This window comes from Kitasatospora sp. NPDC001095, assembly GCF_053598615.1.
The window spans coordinates 1-22,766 of the sequence record NZ_JBSFKQ010000021.1 but is presented as its reverse complement, the minus strand read 5'-3'; the positions used below and the strand labels follow the sequence as shown (position 1 = coordinate 22,766).

The 22,766-nt window shown below is 74.3% G+C and carries 22 protein-coding genes and 1 riboswitch; of the genes, 13 read left to right on the top strand and 9 right to left on the bottom strand.

Translation table 11 applies throughout. The annotated features are described in order from the left end of the window. Positions 1-28: 28 nt before the first annotated feature. Together macS and ACWDBB_RS19145 are read left to right on the top strand one after the other, a co-directional pair. Positions 29-1,255, top strand: coding sequence for a MacS family sensor histidine kinase (gene macS, locus ACWDBB_RS19150; RefSeq protein WP_449790727.1), 1,227 nt, complete (start codon positions 29-31; stop codon positions 1,253-1,255). Continuing rightward, the gene (locus ACWDBB_RS19145) at positions 1,252-1,947 is read left to right on the top strand and encodes a response regulator (protein WP_392869375.1); all 696 of its coding nucleotides are present in this window, start codon (positions 1,252-1,254) and stop codon (positions 1,945-1,947) included. The genes macS and ACWDBB_RS19145 overlap by 4 nt, the downstream gene beginning before the upstream one ends. Before the next feature lie 75 nt (positions 1,948-2,022). On the opposite strand, the gene ACWDBB_RS19140 is transcribed toward ACWDBB_RS19145, so the two are convergent. Then, positions 2,023-3,960: an anthranilate synthase family protein gene (locus tag ACWDBB_RS19140; protein WP_449790726.1), complete on the bottom strand. Its 1,938-nt coding sequence runs from the start codon at positions 3,958-3,960 to the stop codon at positions 2,023-2,025. Between the two features lie 302 nt (positions 3,961-4,262). On the opposite strand from ACWDBB_RS19140, the gene ACWDBB_RS19135 reads away from it, so the two are divergent. Then, positions 4,263-5,612 (top strand): class II 3-deoxy-7-phosphoheptulonate synthase, encoded by a 1,350-nt coding sequence (locus ACWDBB_RS19135; protein ID WP_449790725.1) that lies wholly within the window; start codon positions 4,263-4,265, stop codon positions 5,610-5,612. Between the two features lie 160 nt (positions 5,613-5,772). Further along, positions 5,773-6,063: a (2Fe-2S)-binding protein gene (locus ACWDBB_RS19130; RefSeq protein WP_449790724.1), complete on the top strand. Its 291-nt coding sequence runs from the start codon at positions 5,773-5,775 to the stop codon at positions 6,061-6,063. 17 nt (positions 6,064-6,080) lie between these two features. Here ACWDBB_RS19130 and bfr read toward each other — a convergent pair whose 3' ends face one another. Continuing rightward, entirely contained in the window at positions 6,081-6,560 is a 480-nt protein-coding gene (gene bfr, locus ACWDBB_RS19125) for a bacterioferritin (protein ID WP_402405344.1), read from the bottom strand. Positions 6,561-6,783: 223 nt separating this feature from the next. Here bfr and ACWDBB_RS19120 point away from each other — a divergent pair, with 223 nt between their 5' ends. Continuing rightward, a complete protein-coding gene (locus tag ACWDBB_RS19120; RefSeq protein WP_449790723.1) occupies positions 6,784-7,413 on the top strand; it encodes a sulfite oxidase-like oxidoreductase in 630 nt (209 codons plus the stop codon). Between the two features lie 19 nt (positions 7,414-7,432). Here ACWDBB_RS19120 and pknB read toward each other — a convergent pair whose 3' ends face one another. From pknB to thiO, 4 genes are all read right to left on the bottom strand, one after another. Next, positions 7,433-9,214 (bottom strand): Stk1 family PASTA domain-containing Ser/Thr kinase, encoded by a 1,782-nt coding sequence (gene pknB, locus ACWDBB_RS19115; protein WP_449790789.1) that lies wholly within the window; start codon positions 9,212-9,214, stop codon positions 7,433-7,435. A gap of 129 nt (positions 9,215-9,343) precedes the next feature. Continuing rightward, positions 9,344-10,141 (bottom strand): thiazole synthase, encoded by a 798-nt coding sequence (locus ACWDBB_RS19110; RefSeq protein ID WP_449790722.1) that lies wholly within the window; start codon positions 10,139-10,141, stop codon positions 9,344-9,346. Positions 10,142-10,144: 3 nt separating this feature from the next. Then, positions 10,145-10,399: a sulfur carrier protein ThiS gene (gene thiS, locus ACWDBB_RS19105; RefSeq protein ID WP_449790721.1), complete on the bottom strand. Its 255-nt coding sequence runs from the start codon at positions 10,397-10,399 to the stop codon at positions 10,145-10,147. Further along, positions 10,396-11,580, bottom strand: coding sequence for a glycine oxidase ThiO (thiO, locus tag ACWDBB_RS19100; RefSeq protein WP_449790720.1), 1,185 nt, complete (start codon positions 11,578-11,580; stop codon positions 10,396-10,398). Before thiO ends, thiS begins: the two co-directional genes overlap by 4 nt. Then, positions 11,575-11,687, bottom strand: a riboswitch (TPP riboswitch). It overlaps the preceding gene by 6 nt. Positions 11,688-11,848: 161 nt before the next feature. Between thiO and ACWDBB_RS19095 the strand changes: the two genes are divergently transcribed. Genes ACWDBB_RS19095 through thiE form a run of 3 tightly spaced genes read left to right on the top strand, consistent with a single transcriptional unit; the run spans position 11,849 to position 14,109 of the window. Next, positions 11,849-13,054, top strand: a complete 1,206-nt coding sequence (locus ACWDBB_RS19095; protein WP_449790719.1) for an NAD(P)/FAD-dependent oxidoreductase — start codon at positions 11,849-11,851, stop codon at positions 13,052-13,054. Between the two features lie 42 nt (positions 13,055-13,096). Further along, positions 13,097-13,462: an Rv2175c family DNA-binding protein gene (locus ACWDBB_RS19090; RefSeq protein ID WP_449790718.1), complete on the top strand. Its 366-nt coding sequence runs from the start codon at positions 13,097-13,099 to the stop codon at positions 13,460-13,462. Continuing rightward, on the top strand, positions 13,462-14,109 hold the full coding sequence (gene thiE / locus ACWDBB_RS19085; protein WP_449790717.1) for a thiamine phosphate synthase: 648 nt from the start codon (positions 13,462-13,464) through the stop codon (positions 14,107-14,109). Before ACWDBB_RS19090 ends, thiE begins: the two co-directional genes overlap by 1 nt. A 93-nt stretch (positions 14,110-14,202) precedes the next feature. Here the strand turns inward: thiE and ACWDBB_RS19080 are convergent, their stop codons facing one another. After that, a complete protein-coding gene (locus tag ACWDBB_RS19080; protein WP_449790716.1) occupies positions 14,203-15,357 on the bottom strand; it encodes a polyprenyl synthetase family protein in 1,155 nt (384 codons plus the stop codon). Positions 15,358-15,554: 197 nt separating this feature from the next. Here ACWDBB_RS19080 and metF point away from each other — a divergent pair, with 197 nt between their 5' ends. Both metF and ACWDBB_RS19070 read left to right on the top strand, forming a co-directional pair. Beyond that, positions 15,555-16,469: a methylenetetrahydrofolate reductase [NAD(P)H] gene (gene metF / locus ACWDBB_RS19075; protein ID WP_449790715.1), complete on the top strand. Its 915-nt coding sequence runs from the start codon at positions 15,555-15,557 to the stop codon at positions 16,467-16,469. Positions 16,470-16,639: 170 nt separating this feature from the next. After that, positions 16,640-17,515: a hypothetical protein gene (locus tag ACWDBB_RS19070; RefSeq protein ID WP_449790714.1), complete on the top strand. Its 876-nt coding sequence runs from the start codon at positions 16,640-16,642 to the stop codon at positions 17,513-17,515. Between the two features lie 16 nt (positions 17,516-17,531). Here ACWDBB_RS19070 and ACWDBB_RS19065 read toward each other — a convergent pair whose 3' ends face one another. Beyond that, a complete protein-coding gene (locus ACWDBB_RS19065; RefSeq protein ID WP_449790713.1) occupies positions 17,532-19,049 on the bottom strand; it encodes a phytoene desaturase family protein in 1,518 nt (505 codons plus the stop codon). A 23-nt stretch (positions 19,050-19,072) separates the two neighbouring features. Next, the gene (locus ACWDBB_RS19060; RefSeq protein ID WP_449790712.1) at positions 19,073-19,672 is read right to left on the bottom strand and encodes a DUF4126 domain-containing protein; all 600 of its coding nucleotides are present in this window, start codon (positions 19,670-19,672) and stop codon (positions 19,073-19,075) included. Positions 19,673-20,287: 615 nt separating this feature from the next. Here ACWDBB_RS19060 and ACWDBB_RS19055 point away from each other — a divergent pair. The 3 genes from ACWDBB_RS19055 to ACWDBB_RS19045 all read left to right on the top strand — a co-directional run bounded on the left by ACWDBB_RS19055 (position 20,288) and on the right by ACWDBB_RS19045 (position 22,672). Beyond that, the gene (locus ACWDBB_RS19055; RefSeq protein ID WP_449790711.1) at positions 20,288-20,869 is read left to right on the top strand and encodes an SAV_6107 family HEPN domain-containing protein; all 582 of its coding nucleotides are present in this window, start codon (positions 20,288-20,290) and stop codon (positions 20,867-20,869) included. 181 nt (positions 20,870-21,050) lie between these two features. Further along, complete coding sequence (locus tag ACWDBB_RS19050; RefSeq protein WP_392922450.1) at positions 21,051-21,803, top strand: methyltransferase domain-containing protein; 753 nt, start codon at positions 21,051-21,053, stop codon at positions 21,801-21,803. 479 nt (positions 21,804-22,282) lie between these two features. Beyond that, the gene (locus ACWDBB_RS19045; protein WP_074000911.1) at positions 22,283-22,672 is read left to right on the top strand and encodes a DUF3040 domain-containing protein; all 390 of its coding nucleotides are present in this window, start codon (positions 22,283-22,285) and stop codon (positions 22,670-22,672) included. Positions 22,673-22,766 lie beyond the last annotated feature (94 nt).

Sequence of the window (22,766 nt, the reverse complement as noted above, 5' to 3'; positions counted from 1 at the left end):
GACGGGCCCAGGGGAGGGGCGGGGGCGGATGACGGACGACGGCGGCAGAGCCGGCGCGGTCGGCGGCACGGTGGCGGCCGGCGGGATGTCCGTCGAGCTCCCGCTGTGGCGGGCGATCTCCTACTTCCGGGTGCTGGCCCTGTGCTACGCGCTGCTGCGGTACTTCAACTCGTACCTGCACTTCCTGCACCCGGTGGCCGGCTGGATCTTCCTCGGCGCGCTGACCCTGTGGACCCTGGCCAGCACCCGGGCCTTCGGCAACCCGCAGCGCTGCACCTGGTACGTCCTGGGCACCGACCTCACCCTCGCCGTCACCGGCATCGTGATGAGCGGGATGACCGACTCCCCGGCCAGGATCAGCCACGGCGCGCCCACCCTGCCGACCATCTGGGCGGCCGGCACGGTGCTCGGCTTCGCCGCCAAGGGCGGCTGGCGCCCGGCGGCGGCCTCGGGCTCGGTGATCGGCGTCGCCAACATCCTCGGCCACGGCGGTCCGACCGGCGACAACATCCACAACATCGTGCTGCTGATGGTGGCCGGCTGCGCGATCGGCTACGTGATCGAGCTGGCCCGGGCCAGCGAGGCCACCCTCACCCGGGCGCTCCAGGTCGAGGCGGCCACCCGGGAGCGCGAGCGGCTCTCCCGGGACATCCACGACGGCGTGCTCCAGGTGCTCGCCCTGGTCCAGCGCCGCGCCACGGAGCCGGGCGGCGGACCGGGCCCCGGCTCGGGCCTCGCCGAGCTCGGCCGGCTGGCGGGCGAACAGGAGCGCGCGCTGCGGGCCCTGATGACGGGCGGTCCGCTGCCGGCCCAGCGCTCGCCGCTGGCCGACGCCGCCGGGCCGGCGGACCCGGACGCGCCGTGCGACCTCACCGCGCTGCTGCGCCCGTACGCGGACGAGCGGATCACCCTCTCCGCCCCCGGCACCCCGGTGCTGCTGCCCGGCCGGGCGGCGGGCGAGCTCGCGGCGGCGGTCGGCGCCGCCGTCGACAACGTGCGCAAGCACGCGGGGGAGCGGGCGCGGGCCTGGATCCTGGTCGAGGACGAGCCGGAGGCCGTCACGGTCGGCATCCGGGACGACGGCCCCGGATACGCCCCCGGGCGGCTCGGCGAGGCGGAGCGGGCCGGCCGGCTCGGCGTCTCCCAGTCCATCCGCGGCCGGCTGCTGGACCTCGGCGGCACGGCCGAGCTGTACTCGGCGCCCGGGGAGGGCGTCGAGGTCGAACTGCGCGTCCCGAGGAAGGCCATTCAATGACCGACCAGCCGATGACCGATCAGCCGACCGCCGACCGGCCGGTGCGGGTGATGGTGGTGGACGACCACCCGATGTGGCGGGACGCCGTCTCGCGCGACCTCGCCGAGGCCGGGCTGGACGTGGTGGCCACCGCGGGCGACGGCGAGGAGGCCGTCCGCCGGGCCCGCGCCTGCACGCCGCAGGTGGTCGTGCTGGACCTCAACCTGCCCGGCCTGCCCGGCGCCGAGGTGTGCCGCCAGGTGGTCGCGCACGACCCGGCGGTCCGGGTGCTGGTGCTGTCGGCGAGCGGCGAGCACCAGGACGTGCTGGAGGCGGTGAAGTCCGGCGCGACCGGCTACCTGGTGAAGTCGGCCGGGCGGGAGGAGCTGCTGGACGCGGTGCGCCGTACGGCCGTCGGCGACGCGGTGTTCACCCCGGGCCTGGCCGGCCTGGTGCTCGGCGAGTTCCGCCGGCTGGCGGCCGAGCCGGCCCCGGCCTCGGCGCCGGCCGCCCCGCAGCTGACCGCCCGGGAGACGGAGGTGCTGCGGCTGGTGGCCAAGGGGCTGTCCTACCGGCAGATCGCCGACCGGCTGGTGCTGTCGCATCGGACGGTGCAGAACCACGTGCAGAACACGCTCGGGAAGCTGCAGCTGCACAACCGGGTGGAGCTGGTCCGGTACGCCATCGAGCAGGGCCTGGACGACGAGATCTGAGGACCGGCCGAAGGGTGGCCGGGGCGCCTGGCCCGGGCGTGACCGGGGGATCCGCCCCCGGCCAGGCCCGTCGGCTCAGCGCAGCGCGGCCGTCGCCTCGCGCAGCAGGCCCGCCACGATGTCGACGCCGTCGCGGGTGAGCACCGACTCCGGGTGGAACTGCAGCCCCGCGAAGCCGTGCCCGCGCAGCGCGTGCACGTCGCCGGTGAGGGCGTCCCGGGAGACCTCGACGCCCTCGGCGGCGAGCCGCGCCGCGTCGGCCTCTGAGCAGCGCGCGGTGAAGGTGTTGTAGAAGCCGACCGTGCGCTTGCTGCCGAACAGGTCGATGCGCTCCTGCGCCCCCTGGTACGGGACGGCCTTGCGGCCCAGCGCGAGCCCGAGCTCGGCGGCCAGCAGCTGGTGGCTCAGGCAGACCGCGAGCAGCGGCGCAGTGCGGGCGCCGGAGCGGACGGCGGCCAGCGCGTCCGCGACGATCGGTCGCAGCACCGCCATCTTGGGGTCGTCCGCGAGCGCCGGGTCGCCCGGGCCGGGGCCGAGCACCAGCGCGCCCCGGTGCGCCGCGACCCGCTCGCGCAGCCCCGGCTCGTCGTACCGGGCCACGGTCACCCGGTGGCCGAGCGAGCCGAGCAGGTGGGAGAGCATCGAGGTGAAGGTGTCCTCGCCGTCCACGACCAGGGTCGGCTCGGCCTCGGTGACCTCGGCCGGCTGCTGCATCCGCAGCCAGAACGGCGCGAGGTCGGCCCGGCGGGCGTCCAGGGCGGCCTGCACCCGGTGGTCGTCGGCGAGCCGGGGCCCGGCCGGGTGGGGGAGCCGGGCGGGCGCGGGCCGGGCGCCGATCGCGGTGAGCACCCCGGCGGCCTTGGCGTGGGTCTCGGCGACCTCGGACTCCGGGACGGAGTGGCGGACCAGGGTGGCGCCGACCCGGACGACCAGCCGGCCGGTGGCCGGGTCGATGTCGGCGGTGCGGATGCAGATCGGCGAGTCCAGCAGCTGCCCGCCGCTGGCGGAGCGGCCGATCAGGGCGAGCGCGCCGGAGTAGTAGCCGCGCCCGGTGGGCTCGTAGCGCCTGATCACGCGGGTGGCGTTCTCGACCGGGCTGCCCGTGACGGTCGCGGCGAACATCGTCTCGCGGAGCACCTCGCGGACGTCCATCGAGGTGCGCCCGCGCAGCTCGTACTCGGTGTGGGCGAGGTGGGCCATCTCCTTGAGCCGGGGCCCGAGCACCTGGCCGCCGAGATCGCCGACCGTGCACATCATCTTGAGCTCCTCGTCCACGACCATGGTGAGCTCCTCCAGCTCCTTGGGGTCGTGCAGGAAGCGGAGCAGCGAGTCGAGGTCGGAGCCGCCGGTGGGATAGCGGTAGGTGCCGGAGATCGGGTTCATCACGACGGTGCCGCCGCTCTGCCGGACGTGCACCTCGGGGGACGCGCCGACCAGCACCCGTCCGCCGGTGTGCACCAGGAAGGTCCAGTACGCGCCGCGCTCCTGCTCCAGCAGCCGGCGGAAGAGCGTCAGCGCGAGTTCGGGCCCGAAGTCCTCCAGCGTCGCGTGGAAGTCGCGCCGGATCACGAAGTTGGCGCCCTCGCCGTTGCCGATCTCGTCGCGGATCACCCGGCGGACGATCGACGCGTACGCGTCGTCGTCCACGTCGAACCCGCCACCGGCAAGTGAGACCGGCAAGTTCGGTAGGGCGTGGGTGAATTCGGCCAACGGGAGGGTGTGCTGCTCGGTCACCGAGAGGGCCTGCAGCGGGGTGCCGTCGTCGTGCGCCTCGAAGCCGCGCTCGCGGATCTGGCGGTACGGGACGAGCGCGAGCAGGTCGTGCACCGGGCCGCCGCCGGCCGGCGCGCCGCTGCGTACGGGCAGGTCGGCGAGGCGCTCGTAGCTGTCGACGGTGCCGACCAGCACCTCGACGGTGTCCGGGCTGAGCCGGGGGGTGCGGCGGTGCAGCAGGGCGAACGCGGGGGCGTCGGGGCCGGTGAGGCGGGAGAGCAGATCGACGGCGGTGGTCACGGGAACGGCATCCTTCCGGGTGGACTGGCTGAGAGGCGGTGCAAGGTCCGCTCCCGGAGGGCCGTCTGCTCAGACGCCGACGGCCGCCCCGAGGGGCGGCCGTCGTGTTCGTCTAGGAACGCGTCGTCTGTGGGCCACCCTTGGGGGAGGCCCACCACCAGGAGTGGGTGTGGGGCGCGTGCATGGTTCGAGACTAGCGGATACGCCGGGACGGGTGAGGGGGATCACGCGTTTGTCCGAGATGTGTCTCATCCTTCGGGCAATAGTCACAAGTCACTCCTGTCACCCCGTAGCCTTGCGGTGTGACCGCTACGACTGACACTCCGAGGACTGCCCACTCCTGGCAGTCCCTGCCCGCGGCGCAGCAGCCTGAATGGCCGGACCAAGAGGCTCTGCGCAAGACCCTTGCCGAGCTCGCCTCGTATCCGCCGCTCGTCTTCGCCGGCGAGTGCGACCAGCTGCGCGCCCGGCTCGGAGCTGTGGCGCGCGGGGAGGCCTTCCTCCTCCAGGGCGGTGACTGCGCCGAGGCCTTCGACGGTGTCTCGGCGGAGCACATCCGCAACAAGCTGAAGACCCTGCTGCAGATGGCCGCCGTGCTGACGTACGCGGCCTCGGTGCCGGTGGTGAAGGTCGGCCGCATCGCCGGCCAGTACTCCAAGCCGCGCTCCAAGTCGACCGAGACCCGCGACGGCGTGACCCTGCCGGTCTACCGCGGCGACTCGGTGAACGGCTTCGAGTTCACCCCCGAGTCCCGCATCCCGGACCCGGAGCGCCTGAAGCGGATGTACAACGCGTCCGCCGCGACGCTCAACCTGGTGCGCGCGTTCACCACCGGTGGTTACGCGGACCTGCGCCAGGTGCACGCCTGGAACCAGGACTTCGTCCGCAACTCGCCGGCCGGCCAGCGCTACGAGCAGCTCGCCCGGGAGATCGACAACGCCCTGGCGTTCATGAGCGCCTGTGGCGTGGAGCCGGAGGAGTTCAAGGCGGTCGAGTTCTTCTCCTCGCACGAGGCGCTGGTCCTCGACTACGAGACCGCGCTGACCCGCGTGGACTCGCGCACCGGCGAGCTGTACGACGTCTCCGGCCACATGGTGTGGATCGGCGAGCGCACCCGGCAGCTGGACCACGCGCACATCGAGTTCGCCTCCAAGATCCGCAACCCGATCGGCGTCAAGCTCGGCCCGACCACCTCGGTGGACGACGCGCTCGCCCTGATCGAGAAGCTGGACCCGGAGCGCGAGCCCGGCCGCCTGACCTTCATCACCCGGATGGGTGCGGGCAAGATCCGCGACCACCTGCCCACCCTGGTGGAGAAGGTCACCGCCTCCGGCGCCAAGCCGGTGTGGATCTGCGACCCGATGCACGGCAACACCTTCGAGGCCTCCAGCGGGCACAAGACCCGCCGCTTCGACGACGTCCTGGACGAGGTCAAGGGCTTCTTCGAGGTGCACCGGGCGCTCGGCACCCACCCGGGCGGCATCCACGTGGAGCTGACCGGCGACGACGTCACCGAGTGCGTCGGCGGCGGCGACGAGGTCATGGTGGACGACCTGCACCAGCGCTACGAGACGGCCTGCGACCCGCGCCTCAACCGCAGCCAGTCGCTGGACCTGGCGTTCCTGGTGGCGGAGATGTACCGCGGCCAGTAGGCCCGGCGCCCGTCCGATGTGACGAAGGCCCCTCCGGAATCGGTGTCCCCGAGCCCGGAGGGGCTTTTTCGTACCGGTTTCTCCAGGTAAGGTAAGCCTCAGTGAACTAAGGCAGACCTTAGTCAAGATCCACTCCGCTTCACCCCCGGGAGACACCGCGATGTACGTGTGCATGTGCCATGCGGTCACCGAGGACCAGGTGAAGAAGGCGATCGACGGTGGTGCCGGCACCCCGCGCCAGATCGCGAAGGACTGCCGGGCCGGCACCGACTGCGGGTCCTGCGTGCGCCGCATCCAGGCGCTGCTCGGCGAGCACGGCGCCCGCCCCTGCCCGACCGCCAGGCTGGCCGCGAAGCTCGGCCTCGCGGACCCGGAGGTCCCGGCGGCGGGGCCGACCGTGCCGGCGCCGGCCCCGGGGATCGCCCCGGTGGTCCCGCTGCGGGCGGCCTGAGCCCGGGGTCGTGCGCCTCAGGACTCCGGCTGCTCGATGACCTGGGCGATGTAGAGCGCCTCGCCGAGCTTCTCCAGCAGCTCCAGCTGGGTGTCGAGGTAGTCGATGTGGTGCTCCTCGTCGGCCAGGATGTCCTCGAAGATGTTCGCCGAGGTGACGTCGTTCTTGGCCCGCATCACCACGATCCCGCGCTTGAGCCGGTCGATCGCCTCGACCTCGACCTGGCGGTCCGCCTCGAACATCTCCTTGACCGTCTGGCCGATCCGGACGTGGAACAGTCGCTGGTAGTTGGGCAGCCCCTCCAGGAACAGGATCCGGTCGGTGAGCGTCTCGGCGTGCTTCATCTCGTCGAAGGACTCGTGCCGGGTGTACTTGGCGAGCTTCGTCCAGCCGAAGTTCTCCTGCATCTTGGCGTGCAGGAAGTACTGGTTGATCGCGGTCAGCTCGGCGGTGAGCTGCTCGTTGAGGAACTCGATGACCTCGGGATCGCCCTGCATGGTGATGCCTCCTGCGCTCGTGCTGCCGGTGTGCTGCGCATCCTGGCACCGCTTTGGGAGGAAATTCCAGTAAGTTCACACTCACTAGGACATGTGTCGGAATATCCGATTCATGCCGAAACGTGCTGGTGGGCGGGCGACCGCCGGTCCGTACGGTCGGGGGCGCGAATCAGCGCGAAGGGGCGTGCGCCGAGGCCTGTCCGCCGTCTGTCACCATGGATCCATGGGTCAGTCGAAACACGAACCGCTTCCGCCGTCTGACCCGAGGCTCCCCCCGGGACAGCGCGCGCAGCGCGGCTGGCCCGCCCTGCACTACGGGCCGGTGCCCCGCTTCAAGCCGCTGACCTGGGACCTCCAGGTGTTCGGAGCCACCGCCTCGGCGGAGAAGCACAGCTGGGACTTCGACGCCTTCAACGCCCTGCCGCGCACCACCGTCGTCGGGGACCTGCACTGCGTGACCAGGTTCTCGGTGCTCGGCAACGAGTGGACGGGCGTGTCGGCCGCCGCCGTGCTCGACCTGGTGCCGCCCGCTCCCGGCGTCACCCACGTCATGGTCTGGGCCGAGTATGGCTACAGCGCCAACCTGCGGCTGGCCGACTTCGCGGACCCGGACACCCTGCTCGCCACCCACCGCAACGGCGAGGCGCTCACCGCCGAACACGGCTTCCCGGTCCGGCTGGTGGTGCCCCGGCTGTACGCCTGGAAGGGCCCCAAGTGGGTGCGCGCGGTGGAGTACATGCGGGCCGACCGGCGCGGCTTCTGGGAGGAGCGCGGCTACCACAACCTCGCCGACCCCTGGCGGGAGCAGCGCTACTCCTACCAGGAGGAGCCCGGCGACGGGCCGCTGCGCTGACCCCGTCCGGTTCTCGGACTCAGAACAGCGAGAACTTGACCGTCACCGTGCTGCGCTGCGGGCGCCGCTCGCCCGCGGCCGGGCTCTGGCCGGACGACGTGACCGCGCCGAACACGTCCCAGCCGCTGGTCTGCATGGTGAAGCCCGCCGCCTGGAGCGCCTTCTGCGCCTCGTCCTTGCTCATCCCGGTGACGTTCGGGACCGGCACCATGCCCTTGCTGACCACCAGCGAGACCGCGGAGTTCTCCTGCAGCAGCTGCCCGGCCGCCGGCGAGCTGCTGATCACCGAGCCCTCGGGCACCGTGTCGTCGTAGGTCTCGGTCACGGTGCCCCTGGTCAGCTGGGCGCCGGTCAGCGTCGAGGCGGCGTCGGCGGCGCTCCTCCCGGCGAGGTCCGGCACCGCGATCCGCTTGGGGCCCTTGGACAGGGTGACGGTGACGCTGTCGCTCTTGCGGGTGCGCGCGCCCACCCCGGGGTCGGTGGAGATCACCTGCCCGGACGGGACGGACTCGCTGAACACCTCGACGAACTTCCCGTGCAGGCCCTCCCTGTCCAGGACCCGCTGCGCCTCGGCCCGGTCCTTGCCGAGCACGCCCGGCACCGAACCGTACAGCCCCTCGGAGATCCCGTAGGTGGCGCCGCCGATCGCCAGTGCCAGGGCGACCGCCGCGGCCGTCCAGATCAGCGGCCCGCGGGGCAGACGGCGGCGCGGCCGCCCCGGCCGGCGCCGGTGCACCGGGGTCGGCTCGTCGTACGGGCGCGGCTCGGCGAGCAACTCGTCCATCAGCTCCGGCGGCATGTCCAGCACGCTGGTGCGCTCCGTCGGCGGCTCGTCGGCGGGCCGCGGCAGCGGCTGGATCACCGAGGTCGGCTCGTTGGTCGGGTAGCGCGGGCTGGGCCGGGTGGAGGCCGGCGGCTCGGCGTCCAGCTCGGCCGGGGTGAGGGTGCGGCGGACCCGCTGGACGGCGGCGAGCAGCTCGACCGCGTCGTACGGACGGGCGTCGGCGGACCGGGCGCAGGCGCCGGCCACGATCGCGTCCAGCTCGGGGCCCACGGCGGGGGCGACCAGCGACGGGGCCGGGACGTCCTCGTGCAGGTGCTTGTACATGACCTGGACGGGGTTGTCGCCGGTGTGTGGGCGGTGGCCGGTGAGCATCTCGTACAGCAGGATGCCGGCCGCGTAGACGTCCACCCGCTGGTCGGTGGGGGTGTCCGGGAGGATCTGCTCGGGAGCCAGGTAGGAGACGGTGCCCAGGACGGTGCCGCCGGTGGCAGTGGTGGTCGAGGTGGGCGCGCCGTCGGCGGTGCCGAGCACCCGGACCAGACCGAAGTCGGCGACCTTGACCAGGCCGCCCTCGGTGATCAGCACGTTCTCGGGCTTGACGTCGCGGTGGACCAGCCCGGCCCTGTGGGCAGCGCCGAGTGCGGCCAGCACCGGCTCCAGCACGTCCAGCGCGGCCCGGACGGACAGCGCGCCGCGGTCGCGCAGCAGGTCGCGCAGGGTGCGGCCGGGCACGTACTCCATGGCGAGGAAGACGTGGCCGCCGTCCGCGCCCTGGTCGAAGACGTTGACCACGTTGGGGTGGGTGAGCTTGGCGACCGCCTTGGCCTCGCGGATGAAGCGGGCGGTGAAGCCCTCGTCCCCGGCCAGCGAGGGGTGCATCACCTTGAGCGCGACCACCCGGTCCAGGCGGGTGTCGGTGCCCCGGTAGACGGTGGACATCCCGCCGGTCGCGATGCGCTGCTCGACCCGGTACCGGTTGTCGAGCAGGCTGCCGATCAGGGGGTCGTGCAGTGCCATGTCCACCCGGTGAGTCTAGTGCCGCCGGGCGGAGCCGGACCCGGAGGACACCGCCTCCGGGCCCGGCTGTGCCCTGCTTGTGACACGGCTTCGCGCCGCGGGGGCCGGTGCCGTGGGCGTGCCGGGCGCTCAGAACGCGGGGCGCTCGCGGGTGTCCAGGTCGGCCCGGCCGGCCATCGCGGAGGAGGCCTCGGCGTGGAAGCGGCGCGGGATGCGGCCGGCCCGATGGGCGAGCCGGCCCGCCTCGGCGGCGTGCCGCATCGCCTCGGCCATCAGCACCGGGTCCTGAGCCCTGGTCACCGCGGAGGCGAGCATCACCGCGGCGCAGCCCAGCTCCATCGCCAGTGCCACGTCGGAGGCGGTGCCGGCGCCCGCGTCCAGGATCACCGGGACGCCGGCGCCCTCCACGATCAGCTGGAAGTTGTGCGGGTTGCGGATGCCCAGGCCCGAGCCGATCGGCGAGCCCAGCGGCATGATGGCCGCGCAGCCGACGTCCTCCAGCTTGCGCGCCAGCACCGGGTCGTCATTGGTGTACGGCAGGACGGTGAAGCCGTCGTCGACGAGCGTCTCGGCGGCGTCCAGCAGCTCGATCGGGTCGGGCAGCAGGGTGCGCTCGTCGGCGATCACCTCCAGCTTGACCCAGTCGGTGCCGAGCGCCTCGCGGGCCAGTCGCGCGGTCAGCACGGCCTCGCCGGCGGTGAAGCAGCCGGCCGTGTTGGGCAGCACCCGGACGCCGTTGCGGGTCAGCACGTCCAGTACGGAGCCCTGGGTGCCGGCGTCGACCCGGCGCATCGCGACGGTGGTCAGCTCGGTGCCGGAGGCGAGCAGCGCGCGCTCCAGGACCTCCAGGCTGGGGGCGCCGCCGGTGCCCATGATCAGCCGGGAGGAGAAGGACGTCCCGGCGATGGTGAGAAGGTCGTCGGCCATGGTTCAGCCTCCCTGGACGGCGGTGAGGATCTCGATCCGGTCGCCGGTGTCCAGCGCCGTCGCGGGCCACGAACCGCGCGGCACCACGGCCTCGTTGAGCGCGGCGGCGACGCCGGTGTTGGCGGCGCTGACGGAGGCCACCACCTCGGCGAGGGTGGTCCCGGCGGACAGCCGGCGGGGCTCGCCGTTGACGGTCAGGGTGATCTCGGTCGGGGCGGTCCCGTTCTGCGGGGTCCCGTTCCGGGTGGTCTCGGTCATGCGGAGGCCTTCGTCGTGGAGCGGTCGGGGGAGAAGCGCAGGGGCGTGAACGGCCTTGCGAGCTCGGGGACTTCGCCGGTGGCCAGGTACTCGGAGACCAGGTCGGCGGTCACCGGGGTGAGCAGCACGCCGTTGCGGTGGTGGCCGGTGGCGGCGACCAGCCCGGGCAGCGAGGTCGGGCCCAGCAGCGGGGCGTTGTCCGGTGATCCCGGGCGCAGCCCGGCCGAGGTCTCCAGCAGCGGGAGTTCGGTGATGCCCGGGACCAACTCGTGGGCGTCGCGCAGGAGTTCGTACACCCCGCCGGCGGTGACGGTGGTGTCGTAGCCCTGCTCCTCGGTGGTCGCGCCGACCACCAGCTCGCCGTTCTCGCGCGGCACCAGGTACACGTGCCGGCCGCGGACGACGGCACGGACGTTGCGGGACAGGAACGGACGGTAGGCGTCAGGGACGCGCAGCCGCAGCACCTGCCCCTTCACCGGGCGGATCGCGGGCAGCACCCCCTCGGGCAGGCCGGGCAGCCGGTGGCTGTGCGGGCCGGCGGCGAGCACGACCTGTTCGGCGCCCACCGTCTCCCCGGTGCTCAGGCGGGCGCCGGTCGCCCGGCCGTTCCCGACCAGCAGCTCGACGGCTTCGGCCCGGTGGAACAGGACCCCGGCGCCCTCGCAGGCGAAGACCAGGGCGTCCAGCAGCCGGCGGCCGTCCACCTGGTGGTCCTCGGCCACGTGCAGGCCGCCGCGCACCCCGGGGGCGAGCATCGGCTCCAGCTTGCGGGCCTCCCGGCCGGTCAGCCAGCCGGAGTCCAGGCCGAGGCGCTGGTGGAAGGCGTGCAGTTCGCGCAGTTCCGCGCGGTCGTCGGAGTCCAGCGCGACGGCGAGCGTGCCGCAGCGGCGGTAGCCGGTGTCCCGGCCGCCGCCGGCCTCGGTGAGCTCGGCGGCGAAGTCCGCGTACCGCTCGTTCGAGGCCATGCCGAGGCGCAACAGCGGCTCCTCGCCGTACTGCAGCTCGGTGACCGGGGCGAGCATGCCGGCCGCGACCCGGGCCGCGCCGCCGCCGGGGGAGGGGTCGACCACGGTCACGTTCCGCAGGCCGCGCTGGGCGGCGCGCCAGGCGATGGCGAGGCCGATGACGCCCCCGCCGATCACCAGCACGTCGGCGTGGGCGGGCGATGGCAAGCGTGACAAAGCTGCTCTTCTCCCTTCGCCGGTATGACCCGGATCAGGTTCGGACGGTCGCAGGCCGTGTCAGCCCGCCTCTCAGCCCGGTCCGCCGGGCTCCCGTGTGGTGCCCCCACCTTAACGCCGGGGGTCGGCCCGGCCGAAGGCCCGTACGCGGGGTGGACAGCGGCGCGGGAGGTGGGACCCGCCCGGCCGGAGGCCCGAACCGGGGAGGGACCGCCCGCACCCCCGGCCCACCCCCGGCCCCGCGGCCGCCGGTCGGCCGCTGAGTACAGTGACCGGCGTGGCAGAGCTGAGCGGAACGGATCAGGTGGTCGTCGTCGGAGCCGGGCTGGCCGGGGCGCAGTGCGCCCTCAAGCTGCGGCAGGGCGGTTGGCAGGGGCGGATCGTGCTGGTCGGCGAGGAGCCGCACGCGCCGTACGACCGGCCGCCGCTCTCCAAGGACGTGCTGCTCGGCAAGGCCGACTCCACCGCCCTGGACATCGACTACGGGCAGCTCGACATCGAGCTGCTCACCGGCCGCCGCGCCACCGGCCTCACCCCCGGCGTGCTGCACACCGACGGCGGCGACCTCCCGTACGGCTCGCTGGTGATCGCCACCGGCGCCGTGCCGCGCGCCCTGCCCGGCGCCGAGCGGGCGTACCTGCTGCACACCCTGGACGACGCCCTGGCGCTGCGCGCGCTGCTGCGCCCCGGGCTGCGGCTGGTGCTGGTCGGCGCGGGCTGGATCGGCGCCGAGGTGTCCACCGCGGCCCGCGCGGCCGGCTGCGAGGTGACGGTGGTCGAGGCCGGTCCGGCGCCGCTGCCCGGCGCGCTGCCGACGGAGATCGGCTCGGCGATGGCCGCCTGGTACGCCGCGGCCGGGATCGAGCTGCGCTGCGGCGTCGGCGTGGCCGCCGTGGAGCCGGGCGCGGTGCTGCTGGCGGACGGCTCGCACCTGCCCGCCGACGAGGTGGTGGTCGGCATCGGGGCCCGCCCCGCGACCGGCTGGCTGGCCGGCACCGGGGTCGAGCTGGACGCGACCGGCGCCGTCGTCGTGGACGGGCGGCTGCGCACCTCGGTGCCCGGCGTCTTCGCGGCGGGCGACTGCGTCAGCTACCCGTCGGCCCGGGCCGACGCCCGGCTGGCCGTCCAGCACTGGGACCACGCCCTGCAGTCCGGTGAGGCGGTGGCCGCCGCCGTCCTGGGCGCGGACGCGCCGGACTACGACCCGGTGCCGTACTTCTGGTCCGAGCAGTTCGGGCGGATGGTCCAGTACGCCGGCCGGCACGCCGAGGGCGACGTGCCGCTCTGGCGCGGCGGTCCGCAGGACGGCGAGTGGTCGGTGCTCTGGCTGCGCGACGGCGTGCCGAGCGCGCTGCTGGCCGTGGACCGGCCGCGCGACCTCACCCAGGGGCGCAGGCTGATCGAGCGCGGCACGGCGCTGGATCCGGTCCGCGCGGCCGACCCCGCGGTGCCGCTGAAGGCGGCCGTGGCGTAGGGCCGGGTGCGCGGCGGGCCGTCGAGGTGGCAGTCTGGTGCCGTGAGTGAGATCGATGCCAAGACTGACGCCCTGGTCCCCGAGTGGCTGTACCTGCCCGACATCTCCGAGCGGTGGGGTGTGCTGGTCACCGAGGTCCGCAACATGGTCAAGAAGGGTGACCTGATCGCGGTCCGCCGCGGTCCCAACAAGTCCCTGCAGGTCCCGGCGGCCTTCATCGACGAGACCGGCCCGGTCAAGCACCTGGTCGGCCTGCTGACCGTGCTGCGGGACAGCGGCTTCTCCGACGAGGAGATCATCGAGTGGATGTTCTCCGAGGACGAGTCGCTGCCCGGCACCCCGGTGCAGGCGCTGTGGGAGAACCGGGCGACGGAGGTCAAGCGCCGCGCCCAGGCCATGGCGCTGTGATGACGGACCCCCGCGCCGCCCTCGCCGACGCCCGGCTGTACCTGTGCACCGACGCCCGTCGGGAGCAGGGCGACCTCGCCGAGTTCCTGGACGCGGCGCTGGCGGGCGGGGTGGACGTCGTCCAGCTGCGCGACAAGAGCCTGGAGGCCCGGCAGGAGCTGGCGGCCCTGGAGGTCTTCGCCGACGCCTGCCGACGGCACGGCAGGCTGCTGGCCGTCAACGACCGCGCCGACGTCGCCCACGCGGCCCGACCGGACGTGCTGCACCTCGGCCAGGACGACCTGCCGGTACCGGCCGCCCGGGCGATCCTCGGCGAGGACGTGCTGATCGGCCGCTCCTGCCACGCCGAGTCCGAGGTGGACGCGGCGATCGCCGAGCCCGGCGTGGACTACTTCTGCACCGGCCCGGTCTGGCCGACCCCGACCAAGCCGGGCCGCCCGGCCCCGGGCCTCGGCCTGGTCTCGTACGCGGCGAAGCAGGCCACCGACCGGCCGTGGTTCGCGATCGGCGGGATCGACCTCGGCAACCTGGACGAGGTGCTGGCCGCCGGCGCCCGCCGGATCGTCGTGGTGCGGGCGATCACCGCCGCGGCGGACCCGGGGGCGGCCGCCGCCGAGCTGTCCCGCCGGGTGCGCGCCGCGCTCTGACCGCCCGGGTCCGCGGAACCCGCCGGATCCCCCCGGATCCGTGGGGCCCCGGCCCGAACCGGTAGAGAACCCGCCCGAGGCCGTCGCCGTCCGTCAGTACTTGCGGACGGTGGCGGCCTCGGCCAGTGCCAGCAGCACCGCACGGGCCCGCCCGTCGGCGAGCGGCGCCGCCTCCAGCGCGGCCAGCGACTGCCGCATCAGCTCCTCGATCCGGCGTTCCACCACCTCCGGCGCGCCGCTGCGGGCGACCAGCGCGCGCAGTTCGGCGACCTCGGGGGCGGCCAGGTCCGGTGCGCCGAGCCGCTCGTCCAGGTGTCGGGCGTCGGCGGCCGACAGGCCCCGCATCGCGTGGGCGACCAGCAGGGTGCGCTTGCCCTCGCGCAGGTCGTCCCCGGCCGGCTTGCCGGTGACGGCGGGGTCCCCGAAGACGCCGAGCAGGTCGTCGCGCAGCTGGAAGGCCTCGCCCAGCGGCAGCCCGAACGCCCCGTACGCCTCGACCAGCTCGGGGCCGGCGCCGGCCAGCAGCGCTCCCACCTGGAGCGGCCGCTCGATGGTGTACTTCGCGGACTTGTAGTGCAGCACGGTCTGCGCGCGGTCCAGCGCGCCCTCGTCGGTCGAGTCGCCGGCCACCGGCTCCAGCACGTCCAGGTACTGGCCGAGCATGACCTCGGTGCGCATCAGGTCGAACACCGGCTTGGCGGCCAGGACGGCGGCGGGCTCCAGGCCGGAGCGCAGGAAGAGCTCGTCGCACCAGATCAGCAGCAGATCGCCGAGCAGCACCGCGGCCGAGGTGCCGTACTGCTCGCGGTCACCGCGCCAGCCGTTGTCGCGGTGCAGCGCCTCGAAGCGGCGGTGGACCGAGGGCAGGCCGCGGCGGGTGTCGCTGCGGTCCATCAGGTCGTCGTGGACCAGGGCGCTCGCCTGGAGCAGCTCCAGGGCGGCGGCCGCGTTGGCGATCGCCTCGCCGGTGGCGCCCCCGGCCGGGCCGCCGGCGCCGCGCCAGCCCCAGTAGCAGAACGCCGGGCGCAGCCGCTTCCCGCCGTCCAGCAGGAAGTCGCGCAGCGCGTCGGCGGCGGGGGCCAGCCGGGGCGAGATCTTGTCGAGCAGCACGGACTGGCCGTCCATGAACGCGGCGAGCGCCGCGTTGACGCGGGTGCGGACGTCCTCCACGTCAATGGGATTGGCCGCACTGCTGGCCGCACTGATGGCCGAACCGGGGTTGGCCGGCCGGGTGCTGGACGAGGTCACGATGGGGCTCCGCTGGTTCTCTGGGGGTGCAGCAAGCGTAGCGGGGCGGCCGGGAACGGGCGTGCGAGCGGCCCCGCCGGGGGCGCGCGGGAGGCGCCGCGGAGCCCTACCGGGGTGAACCGGAGCGCCGTCCATCAGTTGTCTCAATAGATGGAATCCGATGTCCGGCCCCTCCGACCGCCGGATAGCCTGCCAGCATGGCACTCGGCATCGCTTCCACGAGAACGGATCGCGCACTGACCGTGCGCGAACTCCTGGCGGCCGGCAAGCGCTCCTTCTCCTTCGAGTTCATGCCGCCGCGCACCGAGGTCGGCGAGCAGAAGCTCTGGGACGCCATCCGCCGGCTCGAGCCCCTCGACCCCAACTTCGTCTGCATGACGTACGGCGCCGGCGGCTCCTCGCGCGAGCGCACCGTCAACATGGTCGGCCGGATCGCCACCGAGACCACCCTGACCCCGGTCGCCCACCTCACCGCGGTGGACCACTCGATCGCCGAGCTGCGCAACATCATCGGCCAGTACGCCGACCAGGGCGTGCGCAACGTCCTCGCGGTCCGGGGCGACCCGCCCGGGGACCCGATGGGCGAGTGGGTCAGGCACCCCGACGGCGTCACCTACGCGTACGAGCTGGTGGAGCTGATCAAGGGCATCGGCGACTTCTGCGTCGGCGTCGCGGCCTCGCCGAACATGCACCCGCGCTCCACCGACTGGGACGAGGACATCCGGCACTTCGTCGCGAAGATCCGCTCCGGGGCCGACTACGCGATCACCCAGATGTTCTTCGAGGTGGACGACTACCTGCGGCTGCGCGACCGGGTGGCGGCCGCCGGCTGCGAGGCGCCGATCATCCCGGAGATCATGCCGGTCACCAACGCCAAACAGCTGGAGCGCTTCCCGCAGCTCAGCGGCTCGGCCTTCCCGGCCGACCTGGAGGCCCGGCTGCGGGCGGCCATCGACGACCCGGAGGCCCTGCGGGCCGTCGGCATGGAGCACGCCACGGCGATGGCCGAGCGCCTCCTCGCCGAGGGCGCGCCCGGTCTGCACTTCATCACGCTGAACCACTCGACGGCGACGCTGGAGATCTACCAGAACCTGGGGCTGCACCGGCGCTGACGCCGGGTGTTCACGAGCCCGTCACCGTACCGGGGGTGGCGGGCCCGGTCGTGTGCGGCCGGTGTCCGGGGCCCGGGGAACGCGATGCGGTACCCCGGCCGTTGAACCGGTACAGTCGCCGCACACGCGCGGCGCACACGCGCGGGCACGCGACTGGAGGTAGCGGGCGGATGGGCATCGGATACCTGCTGCTGTACGCCGCGTTGGCGGTGGTGGCGCTCTGGCTGGTCGCGGAGGTGCTGCTGCAGAACCGGGCCCCGGTGCACTGGCGGGTCCTGGCCCTGGCCGGCTTCCTGGGCGTGGCCGTCGGGATGGTCCTCGGCTCGGTCGTGGTGATCGGCGCCGGCGCCGCGCTGTTCGCGGTCGGCCAGACCTTCGTCACCCTCTCGGTCAGGCGCGGCTACCAGACCGGCTGGTCCCTGCGGAAGCCCGACGGCAGCCTGCCCGGACCGCTCGCCAAGGTGCCGCTGCTCGGCGCCCTCACCGGCGGCACCGCCGCGGTGGCGGCCGCCGCGGCCACCCGGAAGCGGGTCGGCGAGGTCAGCGCCGTCGAGGAGACCCCGGAGCCCCTGCCGGTGCCCGACGAGGTGCCGGAGGTCGAGCAGACCGCCGCCTTCGAGATGCAGGAACTCGCCCAGGACGGCGTCTACGCCTCCGCGTACTACGAGCAGCAGCCGCAGGTCCAGCACCAGCCCCAGGACCCGTACGCCGGCGCCTACCAGGCCGGCTACGACCAGCAGCAGTGGCAGACCCAGCAGCAGCCCGCCTTCGGCTACGAGCAGCAGCCGTACGAGCAGTCGTCCTACGACCAGCAGTCCTACGGCGGCTACCCCCAGCAACAGCAGGACCCGTACGGCGGTTACCCGCAGCAGGACCCGTACGCGGGCTACCAGCAGCCGCAGCACCAGCAGGCCTGGGACCAGAACGCCCAGCCCCAGCAGCAGTGGCAGCCCCAGCCCGACCCGAACGTCCAGGGCATCCCGCAGCAGCCGACGTACGACCAGAACCACGGCTACCAGCAGCAGCACACCTGGCACCAGGGCTGACCCCGGTCCGACGGCCCTAGGCCGGGCCGATCAGCCCGGCGGTGATGCAGGCCGACATGCCGACCCGGGCGAGGCCGCCGCCGGGGTGGGCGTTGCCGCCGACCAGGTAGAGCCCGGGGACGGGGGACTCGTTGGCGGCCTTCAGCCAGGAGCCCCCGGAGCCGGCCAGGGCCGGGCGGGCGACCGCGCCGCCGAGGGCTCCGGTCTCCCTGCGGGTGTCCTCCGGGGTGCGGACGACCCGCCACAGCACCCGCTCGCGCAGGCGCAGGCCGGCCGCGTCCACATGGGCGAGCAGGTGGTCGGCGTAGCGGTCGGCGACGCCCGGCGCCGTCCAGTCGAACTCGCCCTGGGCGGGGACGGTCGCGGTCAGCACCACGCTCTCGTGGTCGTCGTCGGGCCGCAGCGCCGGGTCGTCCGGGCGCAGCACCTGGACGGTGGGGCGCTCGCACGGCGGGACGGAGAGGGTGAGGGCGTTCGCCTCGGCAGCCGGATCGGCCGCGTGCACCACCGTGCGGTGCGCCGTGCCCTCCGGCCGGGGCCCGCGCAGTGCGAGCAGCACGCTGAACCGGCCGGGCACCTCCTGCGGCTCCCAGTCCTCGGCCGGCACCCCCGGCCACTCGGAGAGGCCGTGGCGGTGGAGGGCGGCGGTGTCCATCGCGGAGACCACCAGGTCCGCGTCGATCCGGCCGCCCGCCGTCTCGACCCCGCGCGCCCGGCCGCCCTCGACGACCACCCGGGTGACCGGGGTGTCGAAGCGGAACTCGACCTTGCGCAGCTCGCAGCGGCGGAACACCGCGTCCGCGAGCGCCCGCAGGCCGCCCCGGACGTACCAGACGCCGAAGGACTGCTCCATGTACGGCAGCACGGTGGCCCCGGCGGGCGCCTCGGCCGGGTTGAAGCCGTACCGGACGGCCGACTCGAACAGCAGGGCGGTCAGGCCGGGGTGGCCGCCGAGCTCGCGCGCGGCCACGTGCTCCAGGGACCACGGCTGCGCGCGGCGCAGCCGGGCCAGGCCGGTGCGCGGCGGGACGGGGTACGGGTCGGTGCCCAGCAGGGCCCGGTCGGCCGCGGACAGCACGCCGCGCTCGGCCGGCAGCGGCTCCTCCAGCAGCGGGCGGCGGGTGGCCTCCCAGACCGTCCGGCCGTGGTTCATCACCGCGCTCCAGCGGGCGCCGGAGCCCGCGCCGAAGGCGGCGTCCAGGGCCTGGCTGACACCGCCGCGGGAGGCGTTCGGCAGGGTGACGACGGTGCCGTCGGCGAACAGGTGCCGGCTCTCCGGGTCGACCGGGGCCAGCTCGACCAGCTGCTCCAGCGGCTCCCTGCCGGTCTTCAGCGCCAGGTCGCGGTAGACCGCGGGGAGGGCGAGCAGCCCGGGCCCGGTGTCGAAGGCGAAGCCCTCGCGCTCGTACCGCCCGACCATGCCCCCGTGGGTGCCGCCCGCCTCGCAGACCGTCACCCGGTGGCCGATGGTCGCCAGCCGTGAGGCCGCCGCGAGCCCGCTCATTCCTGCGCCGATGATGACGATCCGTGCCATGGCACCAGATCCTAGGACGGCCCTTACGCGACCCCCGCCGCCCGGGCGGCCCGGCGCTCGCGGCGGCGGGCCCGGAAGGCCCGGATCCTGCTGACCGCCAGCCGGACCAGCAGCAGCCCGACGGCCAGGACCACGGCGGCCGCGGTGGCGGCCAGCCAGGGGTGGAAGATCGCCAGGGTGATCAGGCCGGCCACCGAGAGGTCCTCCGCCAGGCTGACCACGATGTTGCTGGCCGGCTCGGGGGAGGTGTTGACGGCCATCCGCAGCGAGGCCTTCACCAGGTGGCTGACCAGCGCCGAGGTGCCGCCCATCGCGCCGGCCGCGACCTCGCTCAGCGAGCCGGGGTCGTTGCTCGCGATCAGCACGCCGACGGTGGCGCCGGCGACCGGCCGGATCACCGTGTGCACGGCGTCCCAGACGCTGTCCAGGTACGGGATCTTGTCGGCCACCGCCTCCAGTGCGAACAGCACGCCGGCCACGACCAGCACGTCCGTGCGCTCCAGCGCCCGCGGCACCGAGTCCGCGTCGGCGAACCTGCCCAGCAGGCCGAGCAGCAGCACCACCGCGTAGGCGTTGACGCCGCTGGCCAGTCCGCTGGTGAAGATCAGCGGCAGGACCGTCATCTCGTCCCCCTCCTCGTCATCGCGTCCCCTCGTCGTCTCGTCGTCCGGCGGGGTCGGTCCGTGCCCGGCTCCGCCGTACCGTACCGGCAGCCGGGACGCGGTGGGCGCACCTCCCGGTTCCGGCGGCCGGCGGGCCGGGGCGGACTGAGTACGGATACTCAGATCCACGGTTGAGTACCTCAGCGGATGGCCGCCGACCTGCGCAGACGGGAGAGTGGAGGCACCCGGGAGGGCGGCGCGTCGGGCGCCGGGCCCACCCGGGCGGCGGATCCGTCCGTCCCCCGGAAGCGAAACGCCAGGGGGAGGCGGCGGACGGACCGCCACGGGGCTGGTCACGGTCCTCGCACCGCCGACACGGGGCGGCGGAGCGGGCCGGGGGGAGACCGGCCGTACGGGGGAGTCGCACCGCCGACCGTGGGATCGGCGGAGCGACGGCATGGCGGCGGCGCGGAACCGGGGGAGGACCGCGCCCGCCGCCTTACGCCGTTTCCGGAGCCTTTCCGGCCACCCTTGCCCGCTTCCGGCTCACCGGGGGCCCGGATTGTCAGTGCCGCCGTCCACGATGGAGACGCACGGGCCACCCGGTCCGCGCGCTGCCTCGGAACGGGGGAGACCATGACCATCAGCCGTCCTGAGCCCGTCACCGCCCGCCTCCACTCCGCCGCCCTGCCGCTCTTCCCGGGTCCGTCCGCCGGACGCCCCGCCACAGCGGACGTCCATCCCGTGCTGCGCCGGGTCTCCGCGCCGCCGGCCGCCCTCGACCTGCTCATCGACGCCCACCGCACCCTCGCCCGGGCCCGCGCCCTGGAGGATCCGCTGGAGCGCTACGCCACCGCCCACCTGGCCGCGCTGCGCACGGTGGCTGCCGTCCTGGCGGTGCGCGGGCGCCCGGAGAAGAGCCCGCGCCGCCGCAAGGCCATCCGCAGCGCGTGGGAGGTGCTGCCCGAGGTGGCCCCCGAGCTCGCCGAGTGGGCGCTCTACTACGGTGCGGGTGCCCGCCGCCGGGCCGCCGCCGAGGCCGGGATCAGGGGCGCCGCCTCGGCCCGCGACGCCGACGACCTGATCCGCAACTCCGCCCTGTTCCTGCGCCTGGTCGAGCGCCTGCTCGGCCTGCACGCCGTCCCGCCCCCGCCCCGGCTGCCGCCGGACGGCGGCGAGCCGCCGGGCGTGGGCGTGGTCCCCGCCGGGCCGGTTTAGACCTGTCTCCTGGATTTCGTCGGACCAGGCCGCGGCGTCGGGGTGCGTGCATCGCAAGGCGGAGGTGGGGGCACCTCCCGGCCGCAGGCCGGGGGAGCGTCGTGGGCCCGGCAAGGATCCGAGGGACAGGCTCTAAGGTGGAGGCATCCTGATCGAACTGCACGTGCCAAGGAGCCCCACCTTGTACCCGACGCGTCCCCGCAGCGCCCTGCGTACCGCCGTGGTGTGGGAGGTGGTCCGGGCGGCCCTGGAGAAGCGGTCGGCCGAGCTGGACCAGCCGGTGCTCGACGTGGTCGACACCGGCGGCGGCACCGGGAACTTCGCCGTGCCGGTCGCCAAGCTCGGCCACCGGGTCACCGTGGTCGACCCGAGCCCGGACGCCCTGTTCGCCCTGGAGCGCCGGGCCGCCGAGGCCGGTGTGACGGACCTGGTGCGGGCCGTCCAGGGCGACACCCAGACCCTGCCCGAGCTGGTCGCCGCCGGCAGCGTCGACGCGGTGCTCTGCCACGGCGTGCTGGAGATGGTGGACGACCCGGCCGAGGCGCTCGGCAGCCTGGCGGGCACCCTGCGCGAGGGCGGCGTGGTCAGCCTGCTGGCGGCCAACCGCAACGGCGCCGTGCTGGCCCGCGCCCTGGCCGGCCACTTCAACGAGGCCCGCACCGTGCTCACCGCCGCCGACGGCCGCTGGGGCGAGCAGGACCCGATGCCGCGCCGCTTCACCGGCGAGGAGCTGGGCCGGCTGGCCGAGGCCGCGGGCCTGCGGGTGGAGTCGGTGCACGGCGTACGGGTCTTCTCCGACCTCGTCCCCGGCGTGCTGGTGGACACCGAGCCGGGCGCGCTGGACGCGCTGCTGAAGCTGGAGGAGGCCGCCGCCGCGCAGCCCGCCTTCCACGCCGTGGCGACCCAGCTGCACCTGCTGGCCACCCTGGGCTGAGGCGCCCCTCCGGGCCCGCGCGCCCCTTCACCGACCCTCCCGCCGCCGTACGGCTTTTTCGCACGCCGTACGGCGCCGGTTCAGGATCTTGAAGCCGCCGGTTCTCCCGGCCGTGTCCCCGTCCCGCGCCGCCCGGCTCCGGCCCTGCCACGGCGCCCGGTGGCGAACCTGCCCAGGTCCGGGACGATTCCATCCGATCGGGCACTTGTCCGGGGCGTGGTGCGTTGACACCGGTGCGGCCGTCCCCGCACGAAGTGGCCCGTCCCACGCGGCGCCGACCACTCCGTAACGGGCCCACGGACCGTATGATCTGGGTAAAGCCGGAAAGCATGACAGCCGGACGCGTGGGGCATATGGACGACACGGGCCGGGTCCCCCGCACGGGCGTCCGACCGTGTGCCCCAAGGCTGATTGGACTTGCCTCCCCGACCGGGGTGGGCGGACCGGTCGCACCCGCGACCGACGAGTAGGAGGACTCCGTGCCGCTCTCGGAGCACGAGCAGCGACTGCTCGACCAGATGGAGCGAGCGCTGTATGCCGAAGATCCCAAATTCGCGTCTGCGCTTGAGGGAACCGGGCTGCGCACCTACACCCGTCGGCGGGTCTACCTGGCCGTCGCCGGCTTCGTGGTGGGCATCGGCCTGCTGATGGGCGGCATGGTCGTGCCGGACCAGATCTGGGTCAGCGTCGTGGGCTTCCTGGTGATGCTCGGGTGTGCGGTGTTCGCCGTGACCGGCTGGCGCCGTGGGCCCGCCGGCCAGGGGGCCGGGGCCCGCCCGGCCGCCGCCCCGCGCCGCAAGGCCGGGATGATGGACCGGGTGGAGCAGCGCTGGCAGCGTCGCCGGGACGAGCAGACCGGGGGCTTCTGAGCCGCCGGGCCGATACCTGTGAAGCCGGGGCGGGCAGTCAGCCGCCGAACTCCTGGAGAGAGCATTGGCGTTGGCCCCCGACGACCCCGAGGTG

Coding starts and splice junctions, on each gene's coding strand:
- ACWDBB_RS19130 (WP_449790724.1), top strand. CDS start 5,773: ATGTACGTGTGCATGTGCCATGCGGTCACCGAGGACCAGGTGAAGAAG.
- ACWDBB_RS19070 (WP_449790714.1), top strand. CDS start 16,640: ATGGGCATCGGATACCTGCTGCTGTACGCCGCGTTGGCGGTGGTGGCG.
- ACWDBB_RS19060 (WP_449790712.1), bottom strand. CDS start 19,672: ATGACGGTCCTGCCGCTGATCTTCACCAGCGGACTGGCCAGCGGCGTC.
- ACWDBB_RS19110 (WP_449790722.1), bottom strand. CDS start 10,141: ATGGCCGACGACCTTCTCACCATCGCCGGGACGTCCTTCTCCTCCCGG.
- ACWDBB_RS19065 (WP_449790713.1), bottom strand. CDS start 19,049: ATGGCACGGATCGTCATCATCGGCGCAGGAATGAGCGGGCTCGCGGCG.
- thiS (WP_449790721.1), bottom strand. CDS start 10,399: ATGACCGAGACCACCCGGAACGGGACCCCGCAGAACGGGACCGCCCCG.
- ACWDBB_RS19120 (WP_449790723.1), top strand. CDS start 6,784: ATGGGTCAGTCGAAACACGAACCGCTTCCGCCGTCTGACCCGAGGCTC.
- ACWDBB_RS19145 (WP_392869375.1), top strand. CDS start 1,252: ATGACCGACCAGCCGATGACCGATCAGCCGACCGCCGACCGGCCGGTG.
- thiE (WP_449790717.1), top strand. CDS start 13,462: ATGACGGACCCCCGCGCCGCCCTCGCCGACGCCCGGCTGTACCTGTGC.
- ACWDBB_RS19055 (WP_449790711.1), top strand. CDS start 20,288: ATGACCATCAGCCGTCCTGAGCCCGTCACCGCCCGCCTCCACTCCGCC.
- metF (WP_449790715.1), top strand. CDS start 15,555: ATGGCACTCGGCATCGCTTCCACGAGAACGGATCGCGCACTGACCGTG.
- pknB (WP_449790789.1), bottom strand. CDS start 9,214: ATGGCACTGCACGACCCCCTGATCGGCAGCCTGCTCGACAACCGGTAC.
- bfr (WP_402405344.1), bottom strand. CDS start 6,560: ATGCAGGGCGATCCCGAGGTCATCGAGTTCCTCAACGAGCAGCTCACC.
- macS (WP_449790727.1), top strand. CDS start 29: ATGACGGACGACGGCGGCAGAGCCGGCGCGGTCGGCGGCACGGTGGCG.